Genomic DNA, 19,926 nt, shown 5'->3' with positions numbered 1-19,926 from the left:
ATGCGTGGGTCGACTTGGGGCCTGTCGTTTGGATCAGGCCTGGGCCGCGGGGTCTGATCAAGCCCCGTCGCCTGAAACGACCTGATCCGAACGACGGGCCCTAGCCGCCCAGGGTGGAGCCCAGGCTGTTGGCCCGGCGGATCGCGCCTTCCAAGGAGCTCGTCGCCGTCTCGGCCGCACGCGTCACGCGCTCCAGCTCCGCGGTGGAGGGGAGACGCCCGTCGGGGCCCTGGACACCCCGGGCGCCGGCGCGGCCGTCCGGCCCTCGGGCACCTCGTGGGCCGCGTGGCCCCGCCGCTCCCCGCTCACCGCGGGGCCCTCGTCGTCCGTCCGCCCCCTGCCGCCCTTGTGGTCCGGTGGGTCCGCGCGCCCCTGTGCCGGCGGGGGACTCCGGGATGCGGCTGATGAGGCCCCAATCGTTGTGCCCGATACGGAGTTTCGACTCCATCAGTTTTTCCAGGTTGAACAGCGAGGGGAGGGAAAGATTGATCAGGGTGAAGGAGGCTGCGAGGCCGATGAGTTCACCCTTGAGAGCCGTATGATCGCTGGCTACCGCGGTGATCTCTTTTTTGAGATCCTGATAGTCGTGAGCGGCTACCTTTTGGCTTGTGGCACTGTCTTCCAGTGCCTTGACGCGAGATTCAAGTGATGCCACAATTCGTCCGTTTCGGGGAATGTGTGCCCGATTGATTCGAGGGGTGCGATGCTCGCCATCAGAATGTTTCTCTTAATTGCCTTGTTTGTTCCGCTTATGGTTGTTTGCGTTAATCTGTTCGCGCTGCTCAGAGGGCGTGCGCTGGAGTCGGCGGGCGGCCGGACCGTGGGCGTGTGCGTCGAACACTTCTGGCCCGCCGGTGGATATGTCGGTGTCGTCGTGCGGTATTCGCCGACCGGGGACGCTGAATTTCTGGTGAGGTCGTCCAAATACGCGACGGCCCCATTGGAGGTGGATGACGAAGTCGAGGTCTATTACGACAGGCGAAAGCCGGGACGGGCCATGATTTCTTTCGAGGCCGAGCGTCGTATCGGATATGACACGCTCATCACGTCCGCCATGGGAGTTCTGGTGGTCGGTGCGATTCTCGGGCTCGTCGCCACCGGATGACTTCTCAGGTGAAGGCCGACGACGGCAGGGTCAGAGGAAGAACGCCGCCAGTTCGGCCTCCGTGGGCATTCGGTGATCCTTCCCGTCGCCCCGTTCGCTTTCCCCGCCGGACATCGGATGCGCGGACTGCCCTGGACGCGGTACCGGCTCCGGGTATTCCAGTGGTTCGCTGTCCTCGTCCCGGTTGACCGTCGCGAACATCCAGTTGGCCTCGGCGAGTTGGTCGACGACGGAGGCGAGCAGATGGTCCGTGAGGGACCAGTCGGCGGCCTCGCCGTGCAGCGCGCGGGCCAGTGCGCTGTCCCTCGGGAGATGCTGGACCAGGACCGCCAGCCGGCGCGAGGACAGGTGGCCGCGGTGCCAGTCCAGCAGGTCGACCCCGTAGTGGCGGAGCAGATCCGCCTCCAGGGCCTCGGCGTGCTCTTCGACGAGCTCGCCGAGGCTCAGCCTTCCCCCAGGCCCAGCCCCGTCTCCTTGCCGTAGGCCTCCAGGACGGCCGCGATGTCCTGCATCGTGACGTCGTGCTTCTCGAAGCGTGCGAACTGCCGCTCCCCGAGCAGCAGATACAGCAGCCCGTCCACGTCGTTGTCGTCGAGGCCGCGCAGCTCGCGCGCGGTCGTCCGAGTCAGCTCGGTCGGCAGCTCGAAGCTGTCGTCGTCGAGTTCGAAGGTCCAGCTGCGCCCGAGCGCCTCCAGGCGCTGGGCGCGAGCCGCGTTGACGTTGAATCCGGCCATCGGGGATCTCCCTTGTCAGAGGTACGTGGAGAGGGGCCGGGGCGACGGGTGGGGGAGCCCGCCGCCCCGGGTGACGAGCCCTACGGGGCGCCCGTCACGGAAGGTGGATCGGAAGGACCGTCACAGGGCGGCGTACGCCTTGTCCTTCATGATCCACTTGGCCAGTTCGCGGTTGGCGGTCTCCGCCTCCAGCGCGGTGAAGGTGACGCCGAGCTTCACCGACCCGGTCCGCGTGAAGCCCATCTCCTCGGTCTCGGTGACCTGGCCGCGCGGCAGGATGAAGCGGTACACGGCGTCCGTTCCGTCCGTGAACTCGATGCCGAGCGCCCGCTCGTCCTTGGCCGGGGTGCTCGGGACCAGGAACTCGTAGGTGTCCACGACCGCGGTGCCGCCGACCGAGGTCTGCGCGATGTTGGTGGCCGGGATGCCCATGAAGAAGGAGAGCGTGCTCTTGTTCATCTGGAGCAGCTGGAACTTCACGGTCAGATCGCGGTCGGAGTAGATGAAGCGAGCCGGGCTCGCCGACTGCCAGGTGTCGACCGGGTCGATCTTGTCCTTCTTGTTGAGCTTGATGCCGTCGGTGGAGGTGTACCCCAGCTCCACCCAGCCGGCCGGCCAGGCGTCGTCTGATTTGACCGGCGCGGTGGTGCCGGCGGGGGCGACGAGGACCCGGCCGGTACCGGCGACACGGATTTCCTTGCCGTTGTTCGTAGCCATGCGAACTCCTTGTGTACGTAAGGGACGTGAGGCCTTGGTGCGAGGTGGGGCGGGCTCAGCCGAGGCGCAGCAGGAGCCGGATCGTGGAGCGGTAGCGGTTGGCGGCCGAGCGGGTGTAGTCGGGCAGCCAGCGCGGCCCGTCGGCCTCGGAGACGTCGACGACGGCCGCGGAGCCGTACACGGTGTCGGCCAGCTCCAGCACGCAGGCACGGGCGGACAGCGCCACGGTGTGTGCCGTGGGCTTGTCCGGGCCGTACACCTCCAGGTCGAGCAGCGGCTGGTCGAGATGCTGGTCGTCGACCCAGGCGCCGCCCATGTGCGAGACGAGGACGACCTTCTGGGTGCCGTCGAACCCGGCGGGCGGCCGGCTGTCGACGACGACACCGGTCAGCTCGGCCCGGTTCTTGAGGAAGTCGACGACGAGTTGCTCGGCGTCGGGAAAGGTCAGGATGGCCACATGGACACTCCCTTCGGGGCCCGGCTTCGTGCCGGGCGGGGGCCCGTTTCCGGGCAACACGAAGCGGCAGGTCCGTCGCCCCCGCTGAGGGTGGGCGCAGCTCTGCCGCTGCATCGAGTGTGACGCGACCGCCCGGATCGTGCAACTGGTCTATTCGGTACGGGTATTCATCCGGCATGTTCGGTCCCACCGCGCACGGCCCGCCGCGCACGGACCACCGCGCACGGACCACCGCGCACGGACCACCGCGCACGGACCACCGCGCACGGCCCACCGCGCACGGCCCACCGCGCGCCGCCGGCTCGGAGGACAGGCGTGGACCACGAGGACCACGAGGGCCCCGCCGCATCGCGCGGCGGGGCCCCTGGGCGTGAGGAGGGTCAGCGGTCGGCGCCCGCCCGGTGCGTCGCGCGTTCCGCCGCGAACACGTCCTCCAGGCGGTAGAGCCGGCGCCGGCCCCGGGTGCCGGCCGGGCGCAGGTGGCCTCGTTGGACCCATTTGCGGATCGTGGCCGTGGAGACCCCGGCCTCGTCCGCCGCCAACTCTGTCGTGATCAGGGGGGAGTTCATGAGGCCTCCGGTTCGAGTACCCGTCCGCACACGGGATTGACGCAGCGCACCTCGGCGCGTTCCGGGAAGGCCCGCAGGGAGACCGAGTCGCAGGTGGGGCAGCGGCCCGGCAGCCGTACGAGTTGTTCGGGGTCGCCGAGCGCCCGCGCGCAACGGGCGGCCATGCGCCGCGTCTCGTCCTCCACATGTGCGGCGATGACGGAGTCCGCGGCGACGCGCTCCAGCAGGCCGGCGATCCGGCGCAGCCGCACCGGGACGGGGGCGGGCGGCACGGCCCGCAGCCCGAGCCGTTCCCGTACGGCCTCCTCCAGTTCGACCACTCCGTCGGTGATGTCCCGTACGGCGTCCGAGATGTGCAGCCGTACGGGCAGGGTCGTCCCCGCGACCGGCCCGCCCCCGCGGCGCTCCCGCAGCCCCCCGTGGGCAGCGGGGGTCAACTCGTCGACGAGGTCGGGGAAGCGGCGGACGAGCGAGGCGATCCAGACGGCACCGGGCAGTTCGCGGTTCATCGTGCGGCTCCCCCCGGTGTGCCCTGCGACTGCGACATCCCCATCCCGCGCGACACCTCGCGCCCGTTGCGCCACAGCCGTCCCCCGCTGACCCCGTCGAACCAGGTGTGGGCGGGATCGACGACCGTCTCGCATTCGTGACGGATCGGGCACTGATTGCAGGCGCGCAATACCGGTTCGGCCTCGGAGGGGATGCGGGTGAACACGGAGTGTTCGGGAAGATCGGCGCAGGCTGCGGCGCGGCGCCAGTCCAGTTCTTCGCGTGCAGAGGGAAAGCGCCAGGTCGTGGCAGTGGCGGATGCGGTCGGCTGGTTGGGCACGTGCAACCCCTCCCCAGGTGTGGGAACATATGTTCGACAGTTGCGAACGCGCGATCAGAGTTGCATGGTGCGAGCGCGTGCGCAAGTGACTACGCTCCGGAGTCGCGCTCGACCGGAATCAGGGTCGGCGTCGGGGCCGGGGTCCGCCCGGGAGGTGTCGACAGCGCCCGTATCAGCCGCATATGCCGCCACGAGAGCGCTCGCGCATGTCAGAACTTTACGAATGCGTGCGAGCGCGCACTCCCAGAGGTGCGCGCGCGCTCGGTACTCTTCCCTCGCGACGAGGGGAGAGCCACCACATGGGTGCAAGCTCGTGGGCCAACGCCTACAACGACCAGGGTCATCGCGCCGACAGTGGCCGAACGCCCAGGGCCGACGGCCTGGAGGAGTTCGCGGTCTGGATAGAAGGACTGATGCGCAGGCGGGGCTACGACATCGACAGCCCGCGGGGCGGTGGCAAGTCCAAGCTCGCCGACGACGCCGGGGTCCACCGGGCCGCGGTCAGTCGGCTGTTGCAGCGGCAAAGCATGCCGGATCTGGAGACGATGCGCCGGCTGGCGACGGTTCTGGCCGTTCCCCTGAGGGACATGCTGATCCGGTCCGGTCGGCTGTCGGAGGACGATCTTCCGCTCGACCCGAGGACCGGCGAAACCGCCGGAGGCCCGGCTGCGTCACTCAGCCCGGCGGAGGCGGCACGGCTGCTCGGAGTTCCGTCGGAGCTGCAAGAACTTTTCGTGAAGGTGGTTGGCCAGTTCCTGCCGGAGGAACGCAGACGAGAGTGACGCTTCGGCAGGGGGATTCGGAGCAGCGGTGAAGAGGGGTGTGCAGGTGGGGCACGAGGGGGGAGACCCGCATGCGCGCGACCCGCGTGCGCGTGGTCCGCACGACTCACATGACTCACACGACTCGCACGCGCGTGATCCACGCCCACCGGAGGAGGGAGCGGACGGACCGGCCACCGCACCGGATCCGGACGCCGTGGCGTACACCGTGGGTGGCCTGCTGATCGAGCTGGGGGAGAAGATCCGGCGGGCCGGTACGGAGGGCGTGCGCATCCTCACCGATGACGAGGTGCAGCGTGACCAGTTGGCCTGGTTCCGCGCGGGCTGGACCGAACATGCCCGGGCGACGTCCCCCGACCGGCCCGACGGCCCCGGGCCCTCCAGCGGCCCCGAGCCCTCCAACGGCCCCGGCCAGCACCCGGACAGCGAGGACTTCCCCGTGCCGCCGGCACGACTGCTCCGCTTCCCCGAGCGGCAGACCGACGAGTTACGGCTGCCCGTGGTGGGCGCGGGCGAGTCCCGCATACGCGATCTGATGCCGCACCGGCCGCGCTTGAGGCGCTTACGGGAGGGCGATGACGAGGACAACAGGGGCAACAGGGACAACGGGGATCCGTTGTCGGACAGGACCTAGAGCGCGGACAGCAGGCCGATGAGCGAGACGGGTGGGTACGCGGCGGTCATCGCCGCGACGGGCAGGCCCAGGAGCACATACGCCAGGACGGAGAGCGTGCGTACGGCGGGTCCGTCGCGCGTGGTCATCCGCTTCGGGGCGCAAGGGTCGTAGGTCACCTCGATCCGCTCCGGGTCACTCGCCACGAGCCGGCCGCTTCCGCTGAACGTCCGCTCCGCGCCTGCCGTGTCGGTGGACGAGTACGTCGTGACGAGCACATCGCCGACGTAGTCGCGGTCCTTGTGGACGACGAGGACGGTGATGCCGCGGCGGCGCAGCAGCCACCAGTCCACCGTGACCCGGTACACGATGTGTGTGAGCGCGCACCCGACGAGGAACGGAGCGTAGGAGGTGACCCAGAGGACGACGAACGGCCACTCCCCGGTGGCCGCGGAAAGGGCCGTCCCCAGCGCGAACAGCGCGCCGAACGCCCATTGCACCCTCCGCTCGCGGGATGTCGTCCGGCGGCCCTTCCGTTCCGTCCGCGGTGGCACGGGCACGGTGGTCACCAACGTCGCCCCGTCCGTTGCGCGGTTCAACGGCGTCCCGGACGGGCAGCGCGGCGTTGACCGCGTCGGCGAACGCGGTCGCGGCGGTGGTGTTCGGCGGGCTCAGCGTGTGGACGACGGGGGTGGCGCCGGCGGAGGTCAGGACGATCTCGACGACGCGCCGCCTCGATCCGCCGCCTGTACGGACGGTCTCGATCGCGGCGAGGGGGATACGCAGCCGATTCCCTCCCCGGTCCAACAGCACGGCGTCCTGGTCGAAGACGACCGTGGTACGGCGGGCGCGCAACACAGTTCCGTCGCGAGGAGCAACATAAGGCATCTGTACGTGCGTTCGGCAGTCCTGACTCTCGGGTCCCGGCTGAACCATTCCGGGCCCGCCGGTGTCTCAGAGGGGGACCGTGTTCGTCGTACTTGATGTGCTCGTTGTGCTGGAGGCGCCCGTGGCCATGATCGGCCTGTTCTGGATCACCAAGGAGAGCGTGTACGTGGGCGCCGAGCCCGAGGGATACGGGCGCGGGGTGCGGCTCACCCCCGAGGGGCTTCAGGCCGTGGGCACGGGCCAGGAGGGGTTCTGGCCCTGGGCGGACGTCCGTGCGGTCACCGTCCACGACGTGCGGGTGCGCTCCAGTACGCGGTGGCTGGTGAACAACGTGATGGACACGGTCCTCGACGTGGCGACGGGCGGCGGTGAGGCACCGCCCGCGTTCGAACTCCACGTACGGACGGGCGAGGAGAAGGCCGAGCTGACGGTGTACACCGCGGCCGTCGGGGGTTACGTCCAGTCCGAGTACGAGCTGTCGGTGGCGCTGCTGAACCGTTTCGTGGACGGTACGGCGGACGTGGCGCGGCTGCTGGAGTGGGGAAGCGTCGAGGGCGACGGCGTGACGCCCTGGCGGGCGGCCCGGGAGGCCCTGCTCACGAGCTGGACCGCGGCCTGAGGTGTCGCGCGGTTCACCCGGCCGCTCGGACGTCTTGGCCCTGACCGAACGGGGAGCGTCCGGCCAGGGCCGGTCGGGGCGCCGTGAGCGCCCTGTCCCACGCCCCCACGATGTACCGGACGGCCCGCTACCACCACCATCATGTTGTTGCAGAGTGCCCTACGGAGGCGGGCATATTCCGGGACGTATGCGGATGAGAGGGGGCGCGTGACGAGGGCAGCCGTGTTGCGATGGCGGTCGGGGCCGCGCATAGTTGCGCTGCGGACGGCGCGGAGACGTCGCATCGCGAGAATGCTGGAGCCAGGGGTGGGAGATGGCCGGGCACGGGACGGACAGGCATCCGCACGGCGCTGACCGACTGTGCGAGGCCGGGGACCGGGTGTACTCCCGGGCCGTACGGCGTGGACGCGTGTCGCGCGGGGACGCCGAAGCGGTGCCCTGCCTGGTGGAGTTGGCGCTGCTGCACCCGGACCCCGACGACATGGGGTGGCTGGTGCCGACCTCGCCGCAGGAGGTCATGACACGGCTGCTGCGGGGCGTGTACGAGGAAGTCAGCGCCAGTCAGACGCGGGTGGGCGACGCCGTGGCGGCGTTCGAGTGGTATGCCGGGCTCGGCGGACGCGTCCAGGCACCGGGCGAGGGCGTGGCGATCCGCGTCCTGGACGGGCTGCCCCGGATCCGGGCCGCGATGGACGAGGCGACCGAGGCCTGTACGACCGAGGTGCTGACCGTGCAGCCCGGCGGGATCCGGCGCGAGGACGAACTCTCCGAGGGGCTGCACCGGGCGCTGGAGATGCGCCGGCGGGGCGTGCGGATGCGCGACCTGTACACGCACGTGGCCCGGCACGGCCAGGGCCTGCACAACTACATGGAGCTGATGGGGGGAACCGCGGAGGCCCGTACCCTCGACGAGGTCGTGGAGAGGCTCATCCTCTTCGACCGCAAGGTGGCGTTCATCCCGGCCAACTCCGACCGCACGATCGCGCTGGAGCTGCGGCACCCGGCACTGGTCGACTACCTCGTCACGGTCTTCGAGCGGCTGTGGCGCCTCGCGATCCCGCTCGCCGCGCCGCTCCCGGACACCGGCATCGACGGCATCACCCATCGCGAGCGGTCCATCGCCGCGCTGCTCGCGGAGGGACACCAGGACGCGGTGGTCGCGGAGCGGCTGGGGATCAGCGTCCGTACCTGCCGGGCGCACATCGCGCGCCTCTCGGAGACCTTGGGCGCCGCGAGCCGTACGCAGTTGGGCGTGCGGATCGCCCAGGCGGGCCTGGACGGACCTCCGCGCGCCGCGGAACTGCTGCCGCTCAGTGATCCTGGTCGAGAATCCCCGACCGCCCGATGAGGTAGCCGAGCCGGGCCCGGCTCTCGCTGCCCGGGGTCGCGGCGAGTTCGGCGATGTGGACGCGGGCGGTGCGGACGTTCATGCGCTGCGTACGCGCCCTTCGTGCAGGGCCCGTTCGTACGGCTTCGATTCCGCCGCGCACAGTTCTTCCACGCCGTGGGCCAGGTGCGGCAGGTCGGTCACCCCGCCGTTCCCTCCTGCTTGAGGATTCCCGATTCCGCGATGAGATAGCCGAGTTGGGCGCGGCTGCCGCTGCCCAGGGCGGTGGCCAGCTTGGCTATGTGGGCGCGGCAGGTTCGCACGTTCATGCCCAGGCGGCGGGCGATGGCCTCGTCGACGTGGCCCTCCACGAGGAGCTTGGCGATGGAGTGCTGGATGGTGGTGATGCCGCCCAGGGCGGGTTCGTAGGGGGCGCCGGCGCTGAGCGGGACGGCGCGGTCCCACATGAACTCGAAGACTTTGATCAGATAGCGGACCAGGCCCGGGTGGCGAAGCTCCAGGGCGACCTGCTGGTCGTCGCGGGTGGGGATGAAGGCGACGCTCTCGTCGCAGACGATGAGGCGCTCCACCAGCTCGTCGACGGTGCGGTATTCGACCTTGCCGTCCGAGAGCTGGGCCACGTACGCCAGCTTCTCGGGACTGTGGCGGGCCGTGTGTTGATACAGCGTCCGGATGCGCACGCCACGTTCGATAAGGGGCCGGTCGCGCTCCAGACCGAGGAGAAGGCTGCGCTCGGAGCCGCGGTCGCTCGGCTGGATGGTGAGCATCTCGGTCTGGCACTGGGCCGTGGCCAGGTTGAGCGCCGCGTTGATCCGGTCCCCGCCCTCCAGCACCGTGATGGAGTGCGTGGACGTGGCCTCTTGTGCGCTGAGAGCCATGAACGGCTCAAAAGCATCGCTCAGTTCGATCGACAGCCGTCTGCGCTCGGAGATCTCGCGCTCGATGGGGTTGAGTCGCTGCGCCAGGGCGACGAACGGGGGCACCGGACGGAGCCAGCTCGCGTCGTCGGGATCGGGGTGAAGGAGCGCGAGTTCCATCAAGCAGGGGGCGGGCGTCACGTCCGCGCGTGCGATTCGTCCGGTGCGCAGGGCGTTCGCGTAGAGGCGTCCACCCGCCTCGCACAGATCGGTCACCCCGTGGGGATGTGTCGCGTTAGTCTGATTTGTTGCCAAAACTCCACCCCCCAGGGTCCTGAACGTGCAGGAACATGATGCATCGATTATGTGGCCACGACGTGCCCGAATGAGCCATCGTCTTACTCGACGGGGGAAGACGGGACTTTCAAGTGAGGACGAAGCCGACTATGCGTAACAAAATGCTTCGCTCGGTGCTTGTCGCCGCCTTCTCCGCCGTGGTGGCATTCGGAGCTCTGGGCGGCCTCTCCGGCGCGAAGGGTGATGTCCGGGCGGACAGTCATTGGCCGGCGGCAGCAGCGGACATCCAGACCACCCAGACGGTGAGTACGGCGGACGACGGCTCCGGGAGCTGACGTGACAACACCCCCCGACGACCGATCCTTCCGACGAGAAATGGCCACCGCGTACCGCTCCGGCTGGCACTTCATCGATCTGGCCACCGCCATTCCCCACAGTGGCGACTCGCTGATGGTGACGGTGTTCGGAGAGCCGGTCGTCGTCACCCGGGATGACGACGAGGACGTCCGGGCGTACCGGTGTCTGCGGCGCCCGCGCGGCGCGCCGCAGCCCGTGCGATGTGCCATTCGATACGGAATGATCTTTGTGAACCTCGACCAGCGTGACCACCAGTTGGCCGAGCCGGAAGTTCCTGACGTAAGGACCATCTCAGCCACCCCCCGCAGTGCCTGACGCGATTCCCCCGTCGTAGTAGATCGCGCAGGTACTTCCCCCCGCAGCGGCGTCACCGTGACCTGAACACGGTGACGCCGCTGCAGTTTTGGGTGAAAGATCCCGGTATCCGCCCATCTCCATGCCATCTCCACAACGGCTGAAATCAGCCGTTCCACATGCCCGAGACCGACCGCCCACGTCCCGTGGGCGGGGCCGCTCGCCGCGCTCCGCGGCCAGGATCGGCCGACCGCTCGCATCCCGCGCCCGGGGCCGGCCAACCGCGCCGCAGGCCCGGTCGGGTGACGCGACGGGGGTCTGATCGGCCGCGTCCCGTCACCGAGGCCGGTGTCGCCGCGTTCCGTCCCCGGGGTCGGCTGGTCGCGTCCTGTGGCCGGGGTCGGCCGACCGGTCGCGTTCCGTGCCCGGGGTCGGTCCGCCGCGAGCCATCGCCGGGTCGATCGGCCGCGCTCCGTGCCCGGGGTCGGCCGGTCGCGTCCCACGCGAGGGCCGGTCGGCCGCGTCCCGTCATCGAGGCCGGTCGCCGCGTTCCGTGGCCGGGGTCGGCTGGTCGCGTCCTGTGGCCGGGGTCGGCCGACCGGTCGCGTTCCGTGCCCGGGGTCGGCCGGTCGCGTCCCACGCGAGGGCCGGTCGGCCGCGTTTCCGGCGCCGGGGCCGATCGGTCGTGCCCCGTGCCCGCGTCCGTCGGCTGTGTCCCGCGCGGGGACCGGAGAGTCGTGTCCCGCGCCGGGGTTGGTCGGCCGCGTTAGGCGCCAGGCTCGGTCGGCCGTTTTCAGGCGCCGGGGCCGGTCGGCTGTGTCCCGCGCCGGGGCCGGTCGGCCGTGCTCCGTGTCCGGGTGCGTGGGCCGTGTGGGGCCGGTCGGCCGTGTCCCGTGCCGGGACCGGTGTGTCGTGCGCTGCGCCGGGGCCGGTCGGCCGCGTTCCGGTGCCGGGGACCGTGAGTCGTGTCCCGTGCCGGGGTCGACCGGCCGTGCCCGGTCCGTCAGCCGCGCCCCATCGCTGAGGTCAGTGTGATCTCGATCGACACCCGGTCGGGGTTCGGTGAGGGCACCCTCCCGTACCGCTCCGCGTACCGCCGCTCCGCCTCCGCGACACGCGCGGGATCCGCGGCGATCCTCGCGCGCCCCTCCAGCGTCGCCCACCGGCGCCCGTCCACCTGGCAGACCGAGACGCGCGCCCCCTGCGCCCCCGCGGCCAGTACGTGCCCCACCTTCGCGCTGGACTTGTTGGTGATCACTCGAGCCAGGCCCGCCTCGGGGTCGTATGTAACCCCGACGGGCACGACGTGCGGGCTGCCGTCCGCCCGGAGGGTGGTGAGGGTGCACAGATGGCGTTCCCGCCAGAAGGTGAGGTACGCGGGGTCGGGATCCTGGGGGTCCACCGGGTATGCGCTCATGGTCGGAAATGTATCCCCACCCGTGAGCGCCATGGCTTCCCCGGCCGTCCTTGAGTGGAATAGACTCAACTTTGTGTACGTTGGGCGAGTCAGTCCGTACATCAGGGTCGTATTGAGGAGGAGAACGCGAACGTGGACGCCGAGCTGACCAACAGGAGCCGGGACGCGATCAACGCGGCCACCAGCCGGGCCGTGTCCGAGGGGCACCCCGACCTCACCCCTGCCCACCTGCTGCTCGCGCTGCTCGGTGGTCAGGAGAACGAGAACATCACCGACCTGCTGGCCGCGGTCGACGCCGACCAGGCCGCCGTACGCGCCGCGGCCGAGCGCGTCCTCGCCGGCCTGCCCAGCGTGACCGGATCCACCGTCGCGCCCCCGCAGCCCAACCGCGAACTGCTCGCCGTCATCGCCGAGGCGGCCGACAAGGCCAAGGAGCTCGGGGACGAGTACCTCTCCACCGAGCACCTCCTCATCGGGATCGCCGCGAAGGGCGGCCCGAGCGGCGACGTACTCTCCCAGCAGGGCGCCAGTGCGAAGAAGCTGCTTGAGGCGTTCCAGAAGAGCAGGGGAGGCCGCCGGGTGACGACCCCGGATCCCGAGGGCCAGTACAAGGCGCTCGAAAAGTTCGGTACGGACTTCACCGCCGCCGCGCGCGAGGGGAAGCTCGACCCGGTCATCGGCCGGGACCAGGAGATCCGCCGGGTCGTGCAGGTGCTGTCCCGGCGCACCAAGAACAACCCCGTCCTCATCGGTGAGCCCGGCGTCGGCAAGACCGCCGTCGTGGAGGGGCTCGCCCAGCGGATCGTGAAGGGCGACGTACCCGAGTCCCTCAAGAACAAGCGGCTCGTCTCGCTCGACCTCGGCGCCATGGTGGCCGGGGCGAAGTACCGGGGTGAGTTCGAGGAGCGCCTGAAGACCGTCCTCGCCGAGATCAAGGACTCCGACGGGCAGATCATCACCTTCATCGACGAGCTGCACACGGTCGTCGGCGCGGGCGCGGGCGGCGACTCCGCCATGGACGCCGGCAACATGCTCAAGCCGATGCTCGCCCGCGGTGAGCTGCGGATGGTCGGTGCCACCACCCTCGACGAGTACCGCGAGCGGATCGAGAAGGACCCCGCCCTGGAGCGCCGCTTCCAGCAGGTCCTGGTCGCCGAGCCGTCCGTCGAGGACACCATCGCGATCCTGCGCGGACTCAAGGGCCGCTACGAGGCCCACCACAAGGTCGTGATCGCGGACAGCGCGCTGGTCGCCGCGGCCACCCTCTCCGACCGGTACATCACCTCCCGCTTCCTGCCCGACAAGGCCATCGACCTCGTCGACGAGGCCGCCTCCCGGCTGCGCATGGAGATCGACTCGTCCCCCGTCGAGATCGACGAACTCCAGCGCGCGGTGGACCGGCTGCGCATGGAGGAGCTGGCCCTCGACAAGGAGACCGACCCCGCCTCCCGGCAGCGTCTGGAGAAGCTGCGCCGCGACCTCGCCGACAAGGAGGAGGAGCTGCGGGGCCTGACCGCCCGCTGGGAGAAGGAGAAGCAGTCCCTCAACCGCGTCGGTGAGCTGAAGGAGAAGCTCGACGAGCTGCGCGGCCAGGCCGAGCGCGCCCAGCGCGACGGCGACTTCGACACCGCCTCCAAGCTGCTCTACGGCGAGATCCCCACCCTGGAGCGGGACCTGGAGGAGGCATCCGAGGCGGAGGAGGAAGCCGCCAGGGACACCATGGTCAAGGAGGAGGTCGGCCCCGACGACATCGCGGACGTGGTCGGCTCCTGGACGGGCATCCCGGCCGGGCGCCTCCTGGAGGGCGAGACCCAGAAGCTCCTGCGCATGGAGGAGGAGCTGGGCCGCCGTCTCATCGGCCAGAGCGAGGCCGTCCGGGCCGTGTCCGACGCCGTACGCCGTACCCGCGCCGGCATCGCCGACCCGGACCGGCCCACCGGATCCTTCCTCTTCCTCGGCCCGACCGGCGTCGGCAAGACCGAACTGGCCAAGGCCCTCGCGGACTTCCTCTTCGACGACGAGCGGGCCATGATCCGCATCGACATGAGTGAGTACGGCGAGAAGCACAGCGTCGCCCGGCTGGTCGGCGCCCCTCCCGGGTACATCGGCTACGAGGAGGGCGGGCAGCTCACGGAGGCCGTGCGCCGGCGCCCGTACAGCGTCGTCCTGCTGGACGAGGTCGAGAAGGCGCACCCGGAGGTCTTCGACATCCTCCTCCAGGTGCTGGACGACGGACGGCTCACCGACGGACAGGGCCGCACGGTCGACTTCCGCAACACCATCCTCGTCCTGACCTCGAACCTGGGCAGCCAGTTCCTCGTCGAGCCGCTGACCTCCGAGGAGGAGAAGAAGCAGCAGGTCCTGGAGGTCGTGAGGGCCTCTTTCAAGCCGGAGTTCCTCAACCGGCTCGACGACCTCGTGGTCTTCTCGGCGCTGAACAAGGAGGAGCTGGAGCGCATCGCCGGGCTCCAGATCGGCCGCCTCGCCAAGCGGCTGGCCGAGCGCCGGATCTCCCTGGAGGTCACCGACGCGGCGCTGGCCTGGCTCGCGGACGAGGGCAACGATCCGGCCTACGGGGCCCGGCCGTTGCGCCGCCTCGTCCAGACCGCGATCGGCGACCGGCTCGCCAAGGAGATCCTGGCGGGCGAGGTCAAGGACGGCGACACGGTCCGGGTGGACGCCTTCGGGGACGGCCTGATCGTGGGCGCCGCGCAGTAGCCCGGACGGGCTGATTCTCAGCGGTCGACGGCGCCGGTCCCGGCGGCGCCGTCGTCACTGGCCGCAGCGGATACACACTCGTGGTGGTGGTGTCCGTGCCTTTGCCTGTGGGGGTTGCCACTGACCGCCCGTGATGGGGGAGGATGGCAGCATCCGTACGAAGGGAAATACACGGTGAGCATCGACCCGTCCTCGATTCCGAATTTCGGGGGCCAGCCCGAGCCGCAGCCCGGCGGACCGGCGGGCCCCGTCGTCCCGGATCAGGACCTCGTGAAGCAGCTCCTCGACCAGATGGAGCTGAAGTACGTCGTCGACGACGAGGGTGACCTCGCGGCGCCGTGGGAGGAGTTCCGTACGTACTTCATGTTCCGCGGCGAGGGGGACCAGCAGGTCTTCTCGGTGCGGACGTTCTACGACCGGCCGCACCAGATCGACGAGAAGCCGACTCTGCTGGAGTCCATCGACGACTGGAACCGCCGCACGCTGTGGCCGAAGGTCTACAGCCACACGCATGACGACGGCACTGTCCGCCTGATCGGCGAGGCACAGATGCTGATCGGCACCGGCGTCGCCCTCGAGCACTTCGTGTCGTCGACGGTCAGCTGGGTGCGGGCCGCCATCGAGTTCGACAAGTGGCTCGTCGAGCAGCTCGGCCTCGAGCAGGAAGTCAACGAGGCGGAGAAGCCCGAGGACGACGGCGACGACGAGGAGTAGTCCTCCCACCAGGTTTTACAGCGGCGTGTGAGCGATGACGACCAGATACGCGCCGTAGGCGAACGAGAGCCCGGCCAGGGCGCCGACCACCAGGACGGCGTGCCAGGGCCGGGCTCTTGCCGTGCGGACCAGCGCCCGGGCGAGCGGCAGCAGCAGCGGGAACGCGGGCAGCAGGAAGCGCGGCTTGCACTCGAAGAACCCGGAGCCGCCGAGCGCGATCAGCAGCAGTACCCCGCTGTGCACGAGCAGGGGCAGCGGGGCACGGTCAGCGATCAGCAGTCCGTACAGCAGCACGGCCGCCGCGACGACCACCATCGTCATCGGAAACACGAAACGGTCGCCGTGCGTCAGCAGATGCTGGACGAAGCGCAGCGAACCGGCGCCGAAGTCGAAGCGCGAGCCCCACAGCCGCTGCACCTCGAAATAGCCGCCGAGCGGATCTCCCTCGCGCCGGCCCACCCACAGCACATAGCCGCCCCAGCCGACCGGCGCGAGCGCGGCGCCCGTCCACAGCCTGTGGGAAACCCGGCCGCGCCGCCGCCAGACCTCGCACGCCGCCGAGGCCAGCACCGCCGCGGCCACCGCGAGCCCGTTCGGCCGTGACATGCCCGCGAGCGCGGCCAGCGTGCCCGCCCACAGCCAGCGCCCGGTCAGCACCGCATACAGCGACCAGGCGGCGAAGGCGGTGAGGACCGGCTCGGTGTACGCCAGGGACAGCACGATCGAGTGCGGGAGCAGGCCCCACAGCAGGACCAGCACGGTGGCGACGGCGCGGCCGTGCAGCCGGGCCCCGATCGCGTAGATCCCGCAGGCGGCGACCGCGGCGGCGGTCCAGGCGACCAGCAGCCCCGCCGCGCCGCCGCTCAGCGCGGTCAGCGTGGTGACGGCGCGGATCAGCCCCGGATACAGCGGGAAGAAGGCCAGGTCGCTGTGGACGACGGTGGGCCTGAAGTACTGGGTGCGTCCGTAGCCGTGCGCCGCGATCCCCAGATACCAGAGCGAGTCCCAGGACCGCCCGAGCAGGGCGAGGGGGCGCTTGCCGCCCGCCCAGGCGGTTCCGGCGAGCACGAGAACGCCGACGAGTCGCGCCGTCGCGAACAGCGCCAGCGCCTGCGCGAGAGGGGGCAGGCCGTGCGCGGGGCGCGCCGGACGGCCGTGCCCCCCGTCACCGGGCTTCGGGGTGGCGGGGGCCGGAAGGGTACTGGCGTGGGTCACACCCGAACTGTGCGTGCCTTACGGGGTATTTGCGAGCTTTACACGCCTGGGCGGGTACGGTTTCCCCCACTTCGGCGCGCCTTCCCCACCGTCCCGGGCCCCCGTGCTACCAGGCCCCACCGCAAGCGGCAGCGGTCCGGCCGGGGTCACCCTGGAACCCGGCCGCGCCCAGGCCGTCGCCGGGCAGGTCGCGCTTGCGGCGGAGGGCGGCGCGGAATCCGGCGAAGCAGGAGTCCGGCAGGCGCGGCGCCTCGGCGGTCGCGTACTGGAAGGGCCCGCGCTGACGTAGGTCAGGAACTGCCTGGCCGACCGGACGGCGGTGACGAGGTCCGGCGTGCCCGTCACCCAGGTGACGCCTCTCTCGTGCACAGGCGCAAGCGCCCCAGCTGGGGCCGCCCCACGGTGAGGCGAACCGGGACGGCGTCCCGCCAGGTGGTGCAGGGAATCAAGGCACCGGAATCCGCAGTTCGGGGGCGGTGGCTCCGTCGTGCGGTACTGGACGATCGGGCATCGCACTGAAGGGCATCTGCCCGTGAGGCAACCTCAACACTGCCTCAACTCCCTTTACTTGGGCCCTTATCGATCGTTTACTAACCACCCTGCCCCATGATGGGGCGTCTCCGGGCGCGGGGAGCGCCCCCAACGGCCGCTGCCTACAAGGTATTTGCCAGCCGTATCGGCATGGAGGCGCGCCGTGCAGGGGGCGCTATCGTGCGGCACCGCGGCCCGATCGACCAGGCCGCGGTGCCGCCACAACGGCCGCCCGGCGCCGAAACCCCGGCAGGCAAGCAGCCCGACAAAAGCAAGGGGACAACCGGCTAGAGCGGTCAGACAGAAACGAACGGGGAGACCACCGCTGTGACTTACCGCACGACGGACAACCAGAGAACGGGACCACAAGAGGACTTCAGCTCGATCCCAGCCGCTCCTCCCACTCCCGGGGACCTCCACGCCATCCCCTCCCTCACCCCCCGGGAACGCCAAGTCCTCACCCTGCTCGGCCACGCCGCCGACAATCGCGAGATCGGCCGTCGGCTCGGCATCGCCGAACGCACCGTCAAAGCACACCTGACCAACCTCATGACCAAGATCAAAGTATCCAGCCGCACTGAAGCGGCCCTCTATGCCTACGCCCATCACGGCAGCCTCACCGACGGGCCCTGAGGATCTCGTTCGCCTTCCTCCCGTGAGGCCCGTCCGGCCCGCCGTCACACCCTGAGCTTGACAGTGCGCATATCGCTTATCGATACTATCGATAAGCGATATGCGCGCTGCGGACGACAGGGGGAACCATGGGTACGAAGTCCTGGTGGAGCCGGACCGACAACCGACTGCTCGAGGTGGCTCTGGGCCTGGCCACTCTGTTCGTCGGCGTCTTCGGGGTGCTGGTCCCGGTCCTCGGGGTGGTCGGCCTCATCGACCCGGTGGACAGCCGCGAGGTCAAGACCGCGACCACGACCCAGGTACCGGGCACCGTGACCGACGCGGTGGCGGGCCACGGCATGACCCTCACCGGCACCCACCGGGCCGACCTCGTCTTCGCCCATCCCGACCTGGGCCGGCGCCTGTTGCTCGCGCTGCCGGACGTCATCGGCAGCCTGCTGCTGCTCCTCGTCCTGGCCCTCCTCGTCCAGATGGCCAGGACCCTGCGCGACGGCGACGTCTTCGTGCCGAAGAACGCCCGCCGTCTGAGCGTCATAGGGCTCACGGTGCTGGTGCAGGCCGTCCTCTCCCCGGTGCTGCCGGCGCTCACCACGCAGGCGCTGGTGAGCGGCACCCCCATGGCCGAACAGATCCCCTTCTCGGTCACCTTCACCGGCGAGTACGTCCTGCTCGCCTTCCTCATCCTGGCCCTGGGTGAGGTCTTCCGGCGCGGCACGAAGCTACGCGCCGACACCGAGGGGTTGGTCTGATGCCGCCAGAGGACGAACACCGGGTTCAGGTCCACCTGGACCGGCTGCTCGCCGAGCGCGGCATGACCCTTTCCGAACTGGCGGCCAGGGTCGGGGTGACCGTGGTCAACCTCTCCGTCCTGAAGAACGACCGGGCGAAGGCGATCCGCTTCTCCACCCTCACCGCCATCTGCCGCGAACTGAACTGCCAACCCGGCGACCTGCTCAGCGTCCGCGAGGACTGACCCCGGGCGGCCTTCGCCGAAGAGAACCCATAGCCGCGTTACCTGGACAAGGGATGACTCATGGAGATGACCTCTGCCCGGCGCCTGGCACAGGCCGGTGTGATCGCCGTGTGTGCCGCCGCTCTTGCGGCCTGCGGGACCTCGTCACGTTCTTACAACGTGTCGGGGGCTCCGGGGGGTGACAGTGCCGCGTGCTCCGGTCTGGTGGGCAAGGCGCCACAGAAGCTGGGGGGTTACAAGCGCAGTGATTCCGACCAGAAGGGGACGGCGGTGTGGGGAGACGGTGATGTGGTTCTCCGGTGCGGGAACATCTCGGACGTTCCGGAGTCGGCTTCGTGCACGTCCGTGAAGGGCGTCGACTGGGTCGTGAACGCGAGGAAGACCCACGACGGGGTGAAGACGGTTCTGTCGTACGGGCGTAGTCCTGCGGCCGAGGTCACGGTGTCGCAGCAGATCAAGGACCAGGACGCCGTCATCGGGAAGGTGTCCGGGATCGTGTCGGGTCTGACGAAGCAGAAGGCGTGCGCGAAGCGGAGCTGAGTTGGGCTGGTAGCCCTGGAGGGCAGGGTGCCCGAAGGTGCGATGGTGACGGGCGTGGCGAGGCCGTAGAAATCTGTTGAACATGCGTGCGGGTGCCGACTGCGGTGCCGGGCGCATGGTCAAGGAAGTATTTCCACTTCTACGGGGAGAAATCATGCGTAACCTCTCGCGTCTGGCCTCTGGCGGCGCCGCCGCGGTGGCCGCCGGCGCGCTGCTGTTCTCGGCCGCGCCCGCGCACGCCACGTCGGCCTCCAGCAGCTGGAGCATCCCGGGCGGCCACAAGATGCAGGTGAACGCCTGGCACTGTGGCGCGTACGTGACCGCCTGCGACTGGAAGGCGTCGACCAAGCTGTACAAGGGCAGGTCCCACGACAGTGCCCAGTGGGTGCAGAACCGGGCCATCCTGGCCGCTCACGGGATCAGCGTCTCCCTCACGATCTCGAAGAACCCTGAGGCGACGCTGACGATGAACAGCAGGTCGCAGGGCACGGTCCGCTGGAAGAACTACGGCGGGCACAAGTGGATCTCGGACACCTACGGCCAGATGAAGCCCAGCAGGCTGACCGTGTACGTGTCGACGAAGTCCTGCGGCTCGGCCCAGATCACCAGCCGCATCAAGTTCACGGAGAAGTGCGTCTACGCCGGCGCCTCCTGATCCGCGCTTGACGCCGCACACCAGCTGACCGTCTCTGCCCCCGCCTCCTGGCGGGGGCAGAGTT

27 protein-coding genes and 2 pseudogenes are annotated in these 19,926 nt (G+C 69.9%); 15 read left to right on the top strand and 14 right to left on the bottom strand.

The annotated features are described in order from the left end of the window. Positions 1 to 100 precede the first annotated feature (100 nt). Complete coding sequence (locus ACZ69M_RS14465) at positions 101 to 655, bottom strand: hypothetical protein (protein WP_470049799.1); 555 nt, start codon at positions 653 to 655, stop codon at positions 101 to 103. 48 nt (positions 656 to 703) lie between these two features. On the opposite strand from ACZ69M_RS14465, the gene ACZ69M_RS14460 reads away from it, so the two are divergent. Beyond that, positions 704 to 1,105 carry a DUF3592 domain-containing protein gene (locus ACZ69M_RS14460; protein WP_470049798.1) on the top strand — a complete coding sequence of 134 codons (402 nt, stop codon included), beginning with the start codon at positions 704 to 706 and terminating at the stop codon, positions 1,103 to 1,105. A 30-nt stretch (positions 1,106 to 1,135) separates the two neighbouring features. Here the strand turns inward: ACZ69M_RS14460 and ACZ69M_RS14455 are convergent, their stop codons facing one another. Further along, on the bottom strand, positions 1,136 to 1,438 hold the full coding sequence (locus ACZ69M_RS14455; RefSeq protein WP_470050168.1) for a hypothetical protein: 303 nt from the start codon (positions 1,436 to 1,438) through the stop codon (positions 1,136 to 1,138). On the opposite strand from ACZ69M_RS14455, the gene ACZ69M_RS14450 reads away from it, so the two are divergent. Beyond that, positions 1,325 to 1,588, top strand: coding sequence for a hypothetical protein (locus ACZ69M_RS14450; RefSeq protein ID WP_470049796.1), 264 nt, complete (start codon positions 1,325 to 1,327; stop codon positions 1,586 to 1,588). The genes ACZ69M_RS14455 and ACZ69M_RS14450 overlap by 114 nt on opposite strands. Here the strand turns inward: ACZ69M_RS14450 and ACZ69M_RS14445 are convergent. The 6 genes from ACZ69M_RS14445 to ACZ69M_RS14420 form a co-directional block, all read right to left on the bottom strand. Next, a complete protein-coding gene (locus tag ACZ69M_RS14445; protein ID WP_470049794.1) occupies positions 1,549 to 1,839 on the bottom strand; it encodes a hypothetical protein in 291 nt (96 codons plus the stop codon). The genes ACZ69M_RS14450 and ACZ69M_RS14445 overlap by 40 nt on opposite strands. A 120-nt stretch (positions 1,840 to 1,959) precedes the next feature. Further along, positions 1,960 to 2,556 (bottom strand): phage tail tube protein, encoded by a 597-nt coding sequence (locus ACZ69M_RS14440; protein ID WP_352051450.1) that lies wholly within the window; start codon positions 2,554 to 2,556, stop codon positions 1,960 to 1,962. A gap of 55 nt (positions 2,557 to 2,611) precedes the next feature. After that, on the bottom strand, positions 2,612 to 3,013 hold the full coding sequence (locus tag ACZ69M_RS14435; protein WP_121415501.1) for a hypothetical protein: 402 nt from the start codon (positions 3,011 to 3,013) through the stop codon (positions 2,612 to 2,614). 380 nt (positions 3,014 to 3,393) lie between these two features. Beyond that, on the bottom strand, positions 3,394 to 3,582 hold the full coding sequence (locus ACZ69M_RS14430) for a helix-turn-helix domain-containing protein (RefSeq protein ID WP_470049792.1): 189 nt from the start codon (positions 3,580 to 3,582) through the stop codon (positions 3,394 to 3,396). Further along, positions 3,579 to 4,091 (bottom strand): hypothetical protein, encoded by a 513-nt coding sequence (locus tag ACZ69M_RS14425; protein WP_470049790.1) that lies wholly within the window; start codon positions 4,089 to 4,091, stop codon positions 3,579 to 3,581. The genes ACZ69M_RS14430 and ACZ69M_RS14425 overlap by 4 nt, the downstream gene beginning before the upstream one ends. Next, positions 4,088 to 4,411 carry a hypothetical protein gene (locus ACZ69M_RS14420; protein ID WP_470049789.1) on the bottom strand — a complete coding sequence of 108 codons (324 nt, stop codon included), beginning with the start codon at positions 4,409 to 4,411 and terminating at the stop codon, positions 4,088 to 4,090. The genes ACZ69M_RS14425 and ACZ69M_RS14420 overlap by 4 nt, the downstream gene beginning before the upstream one ends. Positions 4,412 to 4,824: 413 nt before the next feature. On the opposite strand from ACZ69M_RS14420, the gene ACZ69M_RS14415 reads away from it, so the two are divergent. Next, entirely contained in the window at positions 4,825 to 5,193 is a 369-nt protein-coding gene (locus tag ACZ69M_RS14415) for a helix-turn-helix domain-containing protein (protein WP_470050167.1), read from the top strand. 196 nt (positions 5,194 to 5,389) lie between these two features. After that, complete coding sequence (locus tag ACZ69M_RS14410; RefSeq protein ID WP_470049788.1) at positions 5,390 to 5,827, top strand: hypothetical protein; 438 nt, start codon at positions 5,390 to 5,392, stop codon at positions 5,825 to 5,827. On the opposite strand, the gene ACZ69M_RS14405 is transcribed toward ACZ69M_RS14410, so the two are convergent. After that, complete coding sequence (locus ACZ69M_RS14405) at positions 5,824 to 6,375, bottom strand: hypothetical protein (protein ID WP_470049786.1); 552 nt, start codon at positions 6,373 to 6,375, stop codon at positions 5,824 to 5,826. The two genes, ACZ69M_RS14410 and ACZ69M_RS14405, sit on opposite strands and share 4 nt — an antisense overlap. A 398-nt stretch (positions 6,376 to 6,773) precedes the next feature. Between ACZ69M_RS14405 and ACZ69M_RS14400 the strand changes: the two genes are divergently transcribed. Both ACZ69M_RS14400 and ACZ69M_RS14395 read left to right on the top strand, forming a co-directional pair. Next, complete coding sequence (locus tag ACZ69M_RS14400; protein ID WP_470049784.1) at positions 6,774 to 7,313, top strand: hypothetical protein; 540 nt, start codon at positions 6,774 to 6,776, stop codon at positions 7,311 to 7,313. 313 nt (positions 7,314 to 7,626) lie between these two features. Then, the gene (locus tag ACZ69M_RS14395; protein WP_470049782.1) at positions 7,627 to 8,661 is read left to right on the top strand and encodes a helix-turn-helix transcriptional regulator; all 1,035 of its coding nucleotides are present in this window, start codon (positions 7,627 to 7,629) and stop codon (positions 8,659 to 8,661) included. Here ACZ69M_RS14395 and ACZ69M_RS14390 read toward each other — a convergent pair. Together ACZ69M_RS14390 and ACZ69M_RS14385 are read right to left on the bottom strand one after the other, a co-directional pair. After that, a pseudogene (locus ACZ69M_RS14390) lies at positions 8,624 to 8,743 on the bottom strand (helix-turn-helix transcriptional regulator); the annotation flags it as partial. The gene ACZ69M_RS14395 and the pseudogene ACZ69M_RS14390 sit on opposite strands and share 38 nt — an antisense overlap. Positions 8,744 to 8,840: 97 nt before the next feature. After that, the gene (locus ACZ69M_RS14385; protein WP_470049780.1) at positions 8,841 to 9,833 is read right to left on the bottom strand and encodes a helix-turn-helix transcriptional regulator; all 993 of its coding nucleotides are present in this window, start codon (positions 9,831 to 9,833) and stop codon (positions 8,841 to 8,843) included. Positions 9,834 to 9,964: 131 nt separating this feature from the next. On the opposite strand from ACZ69M_RS14385, the gene ACZ69M_RS14380 reads away from it, so the two are divergent. Both ACZ69M_RS14380 and ACZ69M_RS14375 read left to right on the top strand, forming a co-directional pair. Then, positions 9,965 to 10,150, top strand: coding sequence for a hypothetical protein (locus ACZ69M_RS14380; protein WP_470050187.1), 186 nt, complete (start codon positions 9,965 to 9,967; stop codon positions 10,148 to 10,150). 40 nt (positions 10,151 to 10,190) lie between these two features. Beyond that, the gene (locus tag ACZ69M_RS14375; RefSeq protein WP_075033054.1) at positions 10,191 to 10,487 is read left to right on the top strand and encodes a Rieske (2Fe-2S) protein; all 297 of its coding nucleotides are present in this window, start codon (positions 10,191 to 10,193) and stop codon (positions 10,485 to 10,487) included. Positions 10,488 to 11,469: 982 nt separating this feature from the next. Here ACZ69M_RS14375 and ACZ69M_RS14370 read toward each other — a convergent pair. Beyond that, positions 11,470 to 11,883 (bottom strand): pyridoxamine 5'-phosphate oxidase family protein, encoded by a 414-nt coding sequence (locus ACZ69M_RS14370; RefSeq protein ID WP_470049778.1) that lies wholly within the window; start codon positions 11,881 to 11,883, stop codon positions 11,470 to 11,472. A 132-nt stretch (positions 11,884 to 12,015) separates the two neighbouring features. Here ACZ69M_RS14370 and clpB point away from each other — a divergent pair, with 132 nt between their 5' ends. Together clpB and ACZ69M_RS14360 are read left to right on the top strand one after the other, a co-directional pair. Further along, positions 12,016 to 14,601, top strand: a complete 2,586-nt coding sequence (gene clpB / locus ACZ69M_RS14365) for an ATP-dependent chaperone ClpB (RefSeq protein ID WP_470049776.1) — start codon at positions 12,016 to 12,018, stop codon at positions 14,599 to 14,601. 174 nt (positions 14,602 to 14,775) lie between these two features. Beyond that, positions 14,776 to 15,315, top strand: a complete 540-nt coding sequence (locus ACZ69M_RS14360) for a YbjN domain-containing protein (protein ID WP_470049774.1) — start codon at positions 14,776 to 14,778, stop codon at positions 15,313 to 15,315. 15 nt (positions 15,316 to 15,330) lie between these two features. Here ACZ69M_RS14360 and ACZ69M_RS14355 read toward each other — a convergent pair whose 3' ends face one another. Then, complete coding sequence (locus tag ACZ69M_RS14355) at positions 15,331 to 16,530, bottom strand: hypothetical protein (protein ID WP_470049772.1); 1,200 nt, start codon at positions 16,528 to 16,530, stop codon at positions 15,331 to 15,333. Between the two features lie 151 nt (positions 16,531 to 16,681). After that, positions 16,682 to 16,884: pseudogene (locus tag ACZ69M_RS14350) on the bottom strand (aminotransferase); the annotation flags it as partial. A gap of 504 nt (positions 16,885 to 17,388) precedes the next feature. On the opposite strand from ACZ69M_RS14350, the gene ACZ69M_RS14345 reads away from it, so the two are divergent. From ACZ69M_RS14345 to ACZ69M_RS14325, 5 genes are all read left to right on the top strand, one after another. Next, positions 17,389 to 17,694: a helix-turn-helix domain-containing protein gene (locus ACZ69M_RS14345; RefSeq protein WP_470049770.1), complete on the top strand. Its 306-nt coding sequence runs from the start codon at positions 17,389 to 17,391 to the stop codon at positions 17,692 to 17,694. A 128-nt stretch (positions 17,695 to 17,822) separates the two neighbouring features. Next, complete coding sequence (locus tag ACZ69M_RS14340; protein ID WP_388395510.1) at positions 17,823 to 18,443, top strand: DUF2975 domain-containing protein; 621 nt, start codon at positions 17,823 to 17,825, stop codon at positions 18,441 to 18,443. Beyond that, positions 18,443 to 18,667 carry a helix-turn-helix domain-containing protein gene (locus ACZ69M_RS14335; RefSeq protein WP_067374159.1) on the top strand — a complete coding sequence of 75 codons (225 nt, stop codon included), beginning with the start codon at positions 18,443 to 18,445 and terminating at the stop codon, positions 18,665 to 18,667. The genes ACZ69M_RS14340 and ACZ69M_RS14335 overlap by 1 nt, the downstream gene beginning before the upstream one ends. Positions 18,668 to 18,727: 60 nt before the next feature. After that, positions 18,728 to 19,207 (top strand): DUF3515 family protein, encoded by a 480-nt coding sequence (locus ACZ69M_RS14330; RefSeq protein ID WP_470049768.1) that lies wholly within the window; start codon positions 18,728 to 18,730, stop codon positions 19,205 to 19,207. A gap of 154 nt (positions 19,208 to 19,361) precedes the next feature. Beyond that, entirely contained in the window at positions 19,362 to 19,862 is a 501-nt protein-coding gene (locus ACZ69M_RS14325) for a hypothetical protein (protein WP_389606204.1), read from the top strand. Positions 19,863 to 19,926: the final 64 nt, after the last annotated feature.

The sequence above is a fragment of the Streptomyces sp. NPDC107454 genome, from assembly GCF_055582885.1.
The sequence above is the reverse complement of the archived record's forward strand: the minus strand, read 5'-3'. Positions and strand labels throughout refer to the sequence as shown.

Coding starts and splice junctions, on each gene's coding strand:
- ACZ69M_RS14335 (WP_067374159.1), top strand. CDS start 18,443: ATGCCGCCAGAGGACGAACACCGGGTTCAGGTCCACCTGGACCGGCTG.
- ACZ69M_RS14440 (WP_352051450.1), bottom strand. CDS start 2,556: ATGGCTACGAACAACGGCAAGGAAATCCGTGTCGCCGGTACCGGCCGG.
- ACZ69M_RS14445 (WP_470049794.1), bottom strand. CDS start 1,839: ATGGCCGGATTCAACGTCAACGCGGCTCGCGCCCAGCGCCTGGAGGCG.
- ACZ69M_RS14430 (WP_470049792.1), bottom strand. CDS start 3,582: ATGAACTCCCCCCTGATCACGACAGAGTTGGCGGCGGACGAGGCCGGG.
- ACZ69M_RS14395 (WP_470049782.1), top strand. CDS start 7,627: ATGGCCGGGCACGGGACGGACAGGCATCCGCACGGCGCTGACCGACTG.
- ACZ69M_RS14370 (WP_470049778.1), bottom strand. CDS start 11,883: ATGAGCGCATACCCGGTGGACCCCCAGGATCCCGACCCCGCGTACCTC.
- ACZ69M_RS14460 (WP_470049798.1), top strand. CDS start 704: ATGCTCGCCATCAGAATGTTTCTCTTAATTGCCTTGTTTGTTCCGCTT.
- ACZ69M_RS14325 (WP_389606204.1), top strand. CDS start 19,362: ATGCGTAACCTCTCGCGTCTGGCCTCTGGCGGCGCCGCCGCGGTGGCC.
- ACZ69M_RS14330 (WP_470049768.1), top strand. CDS start 18,728: ATGGAGATGACCTCTGCCCGGCGCCTGGCACAGGCCGGTGTGATCGCC.
- ACZ69M_RS14375 (WP_075033054.1), top strand. CDS start 10,191: ATGGCCACCGCGTACCGCTCCGGCTGGCACTTCATCGATCTGGCCACC.
- ACZ69M_RS14340 (WP_388395510.1), top strand. CDS start 17,823: ATGGGTACGAAGTCCTGGTGGAGCCGGACCGACAACCGACTGCTCGAG.
- ACZ69M_RS14415 (WP_470050167.1), top strand. CDS start 4,825: ATGCGCAGGCGGGGCTACGACATCGACAGCCCGCGGGGCGGTGGCAAG.
- ACZ69M_RS14425 (WP_470049790.1), bottom strand. CDS start 4,091: ATGAACCGCGAACTGCCCGGTGCCGTCTGGATCGCCTCGCTCGTCCGC.
- ACZ69M_RS14380 (WP_470050187.1), top strand. CDS start 9,965: ATGCGTAACAAAATGCTTCGCTCGGTGCTTGTCGCCGCCTTCTCCGCC.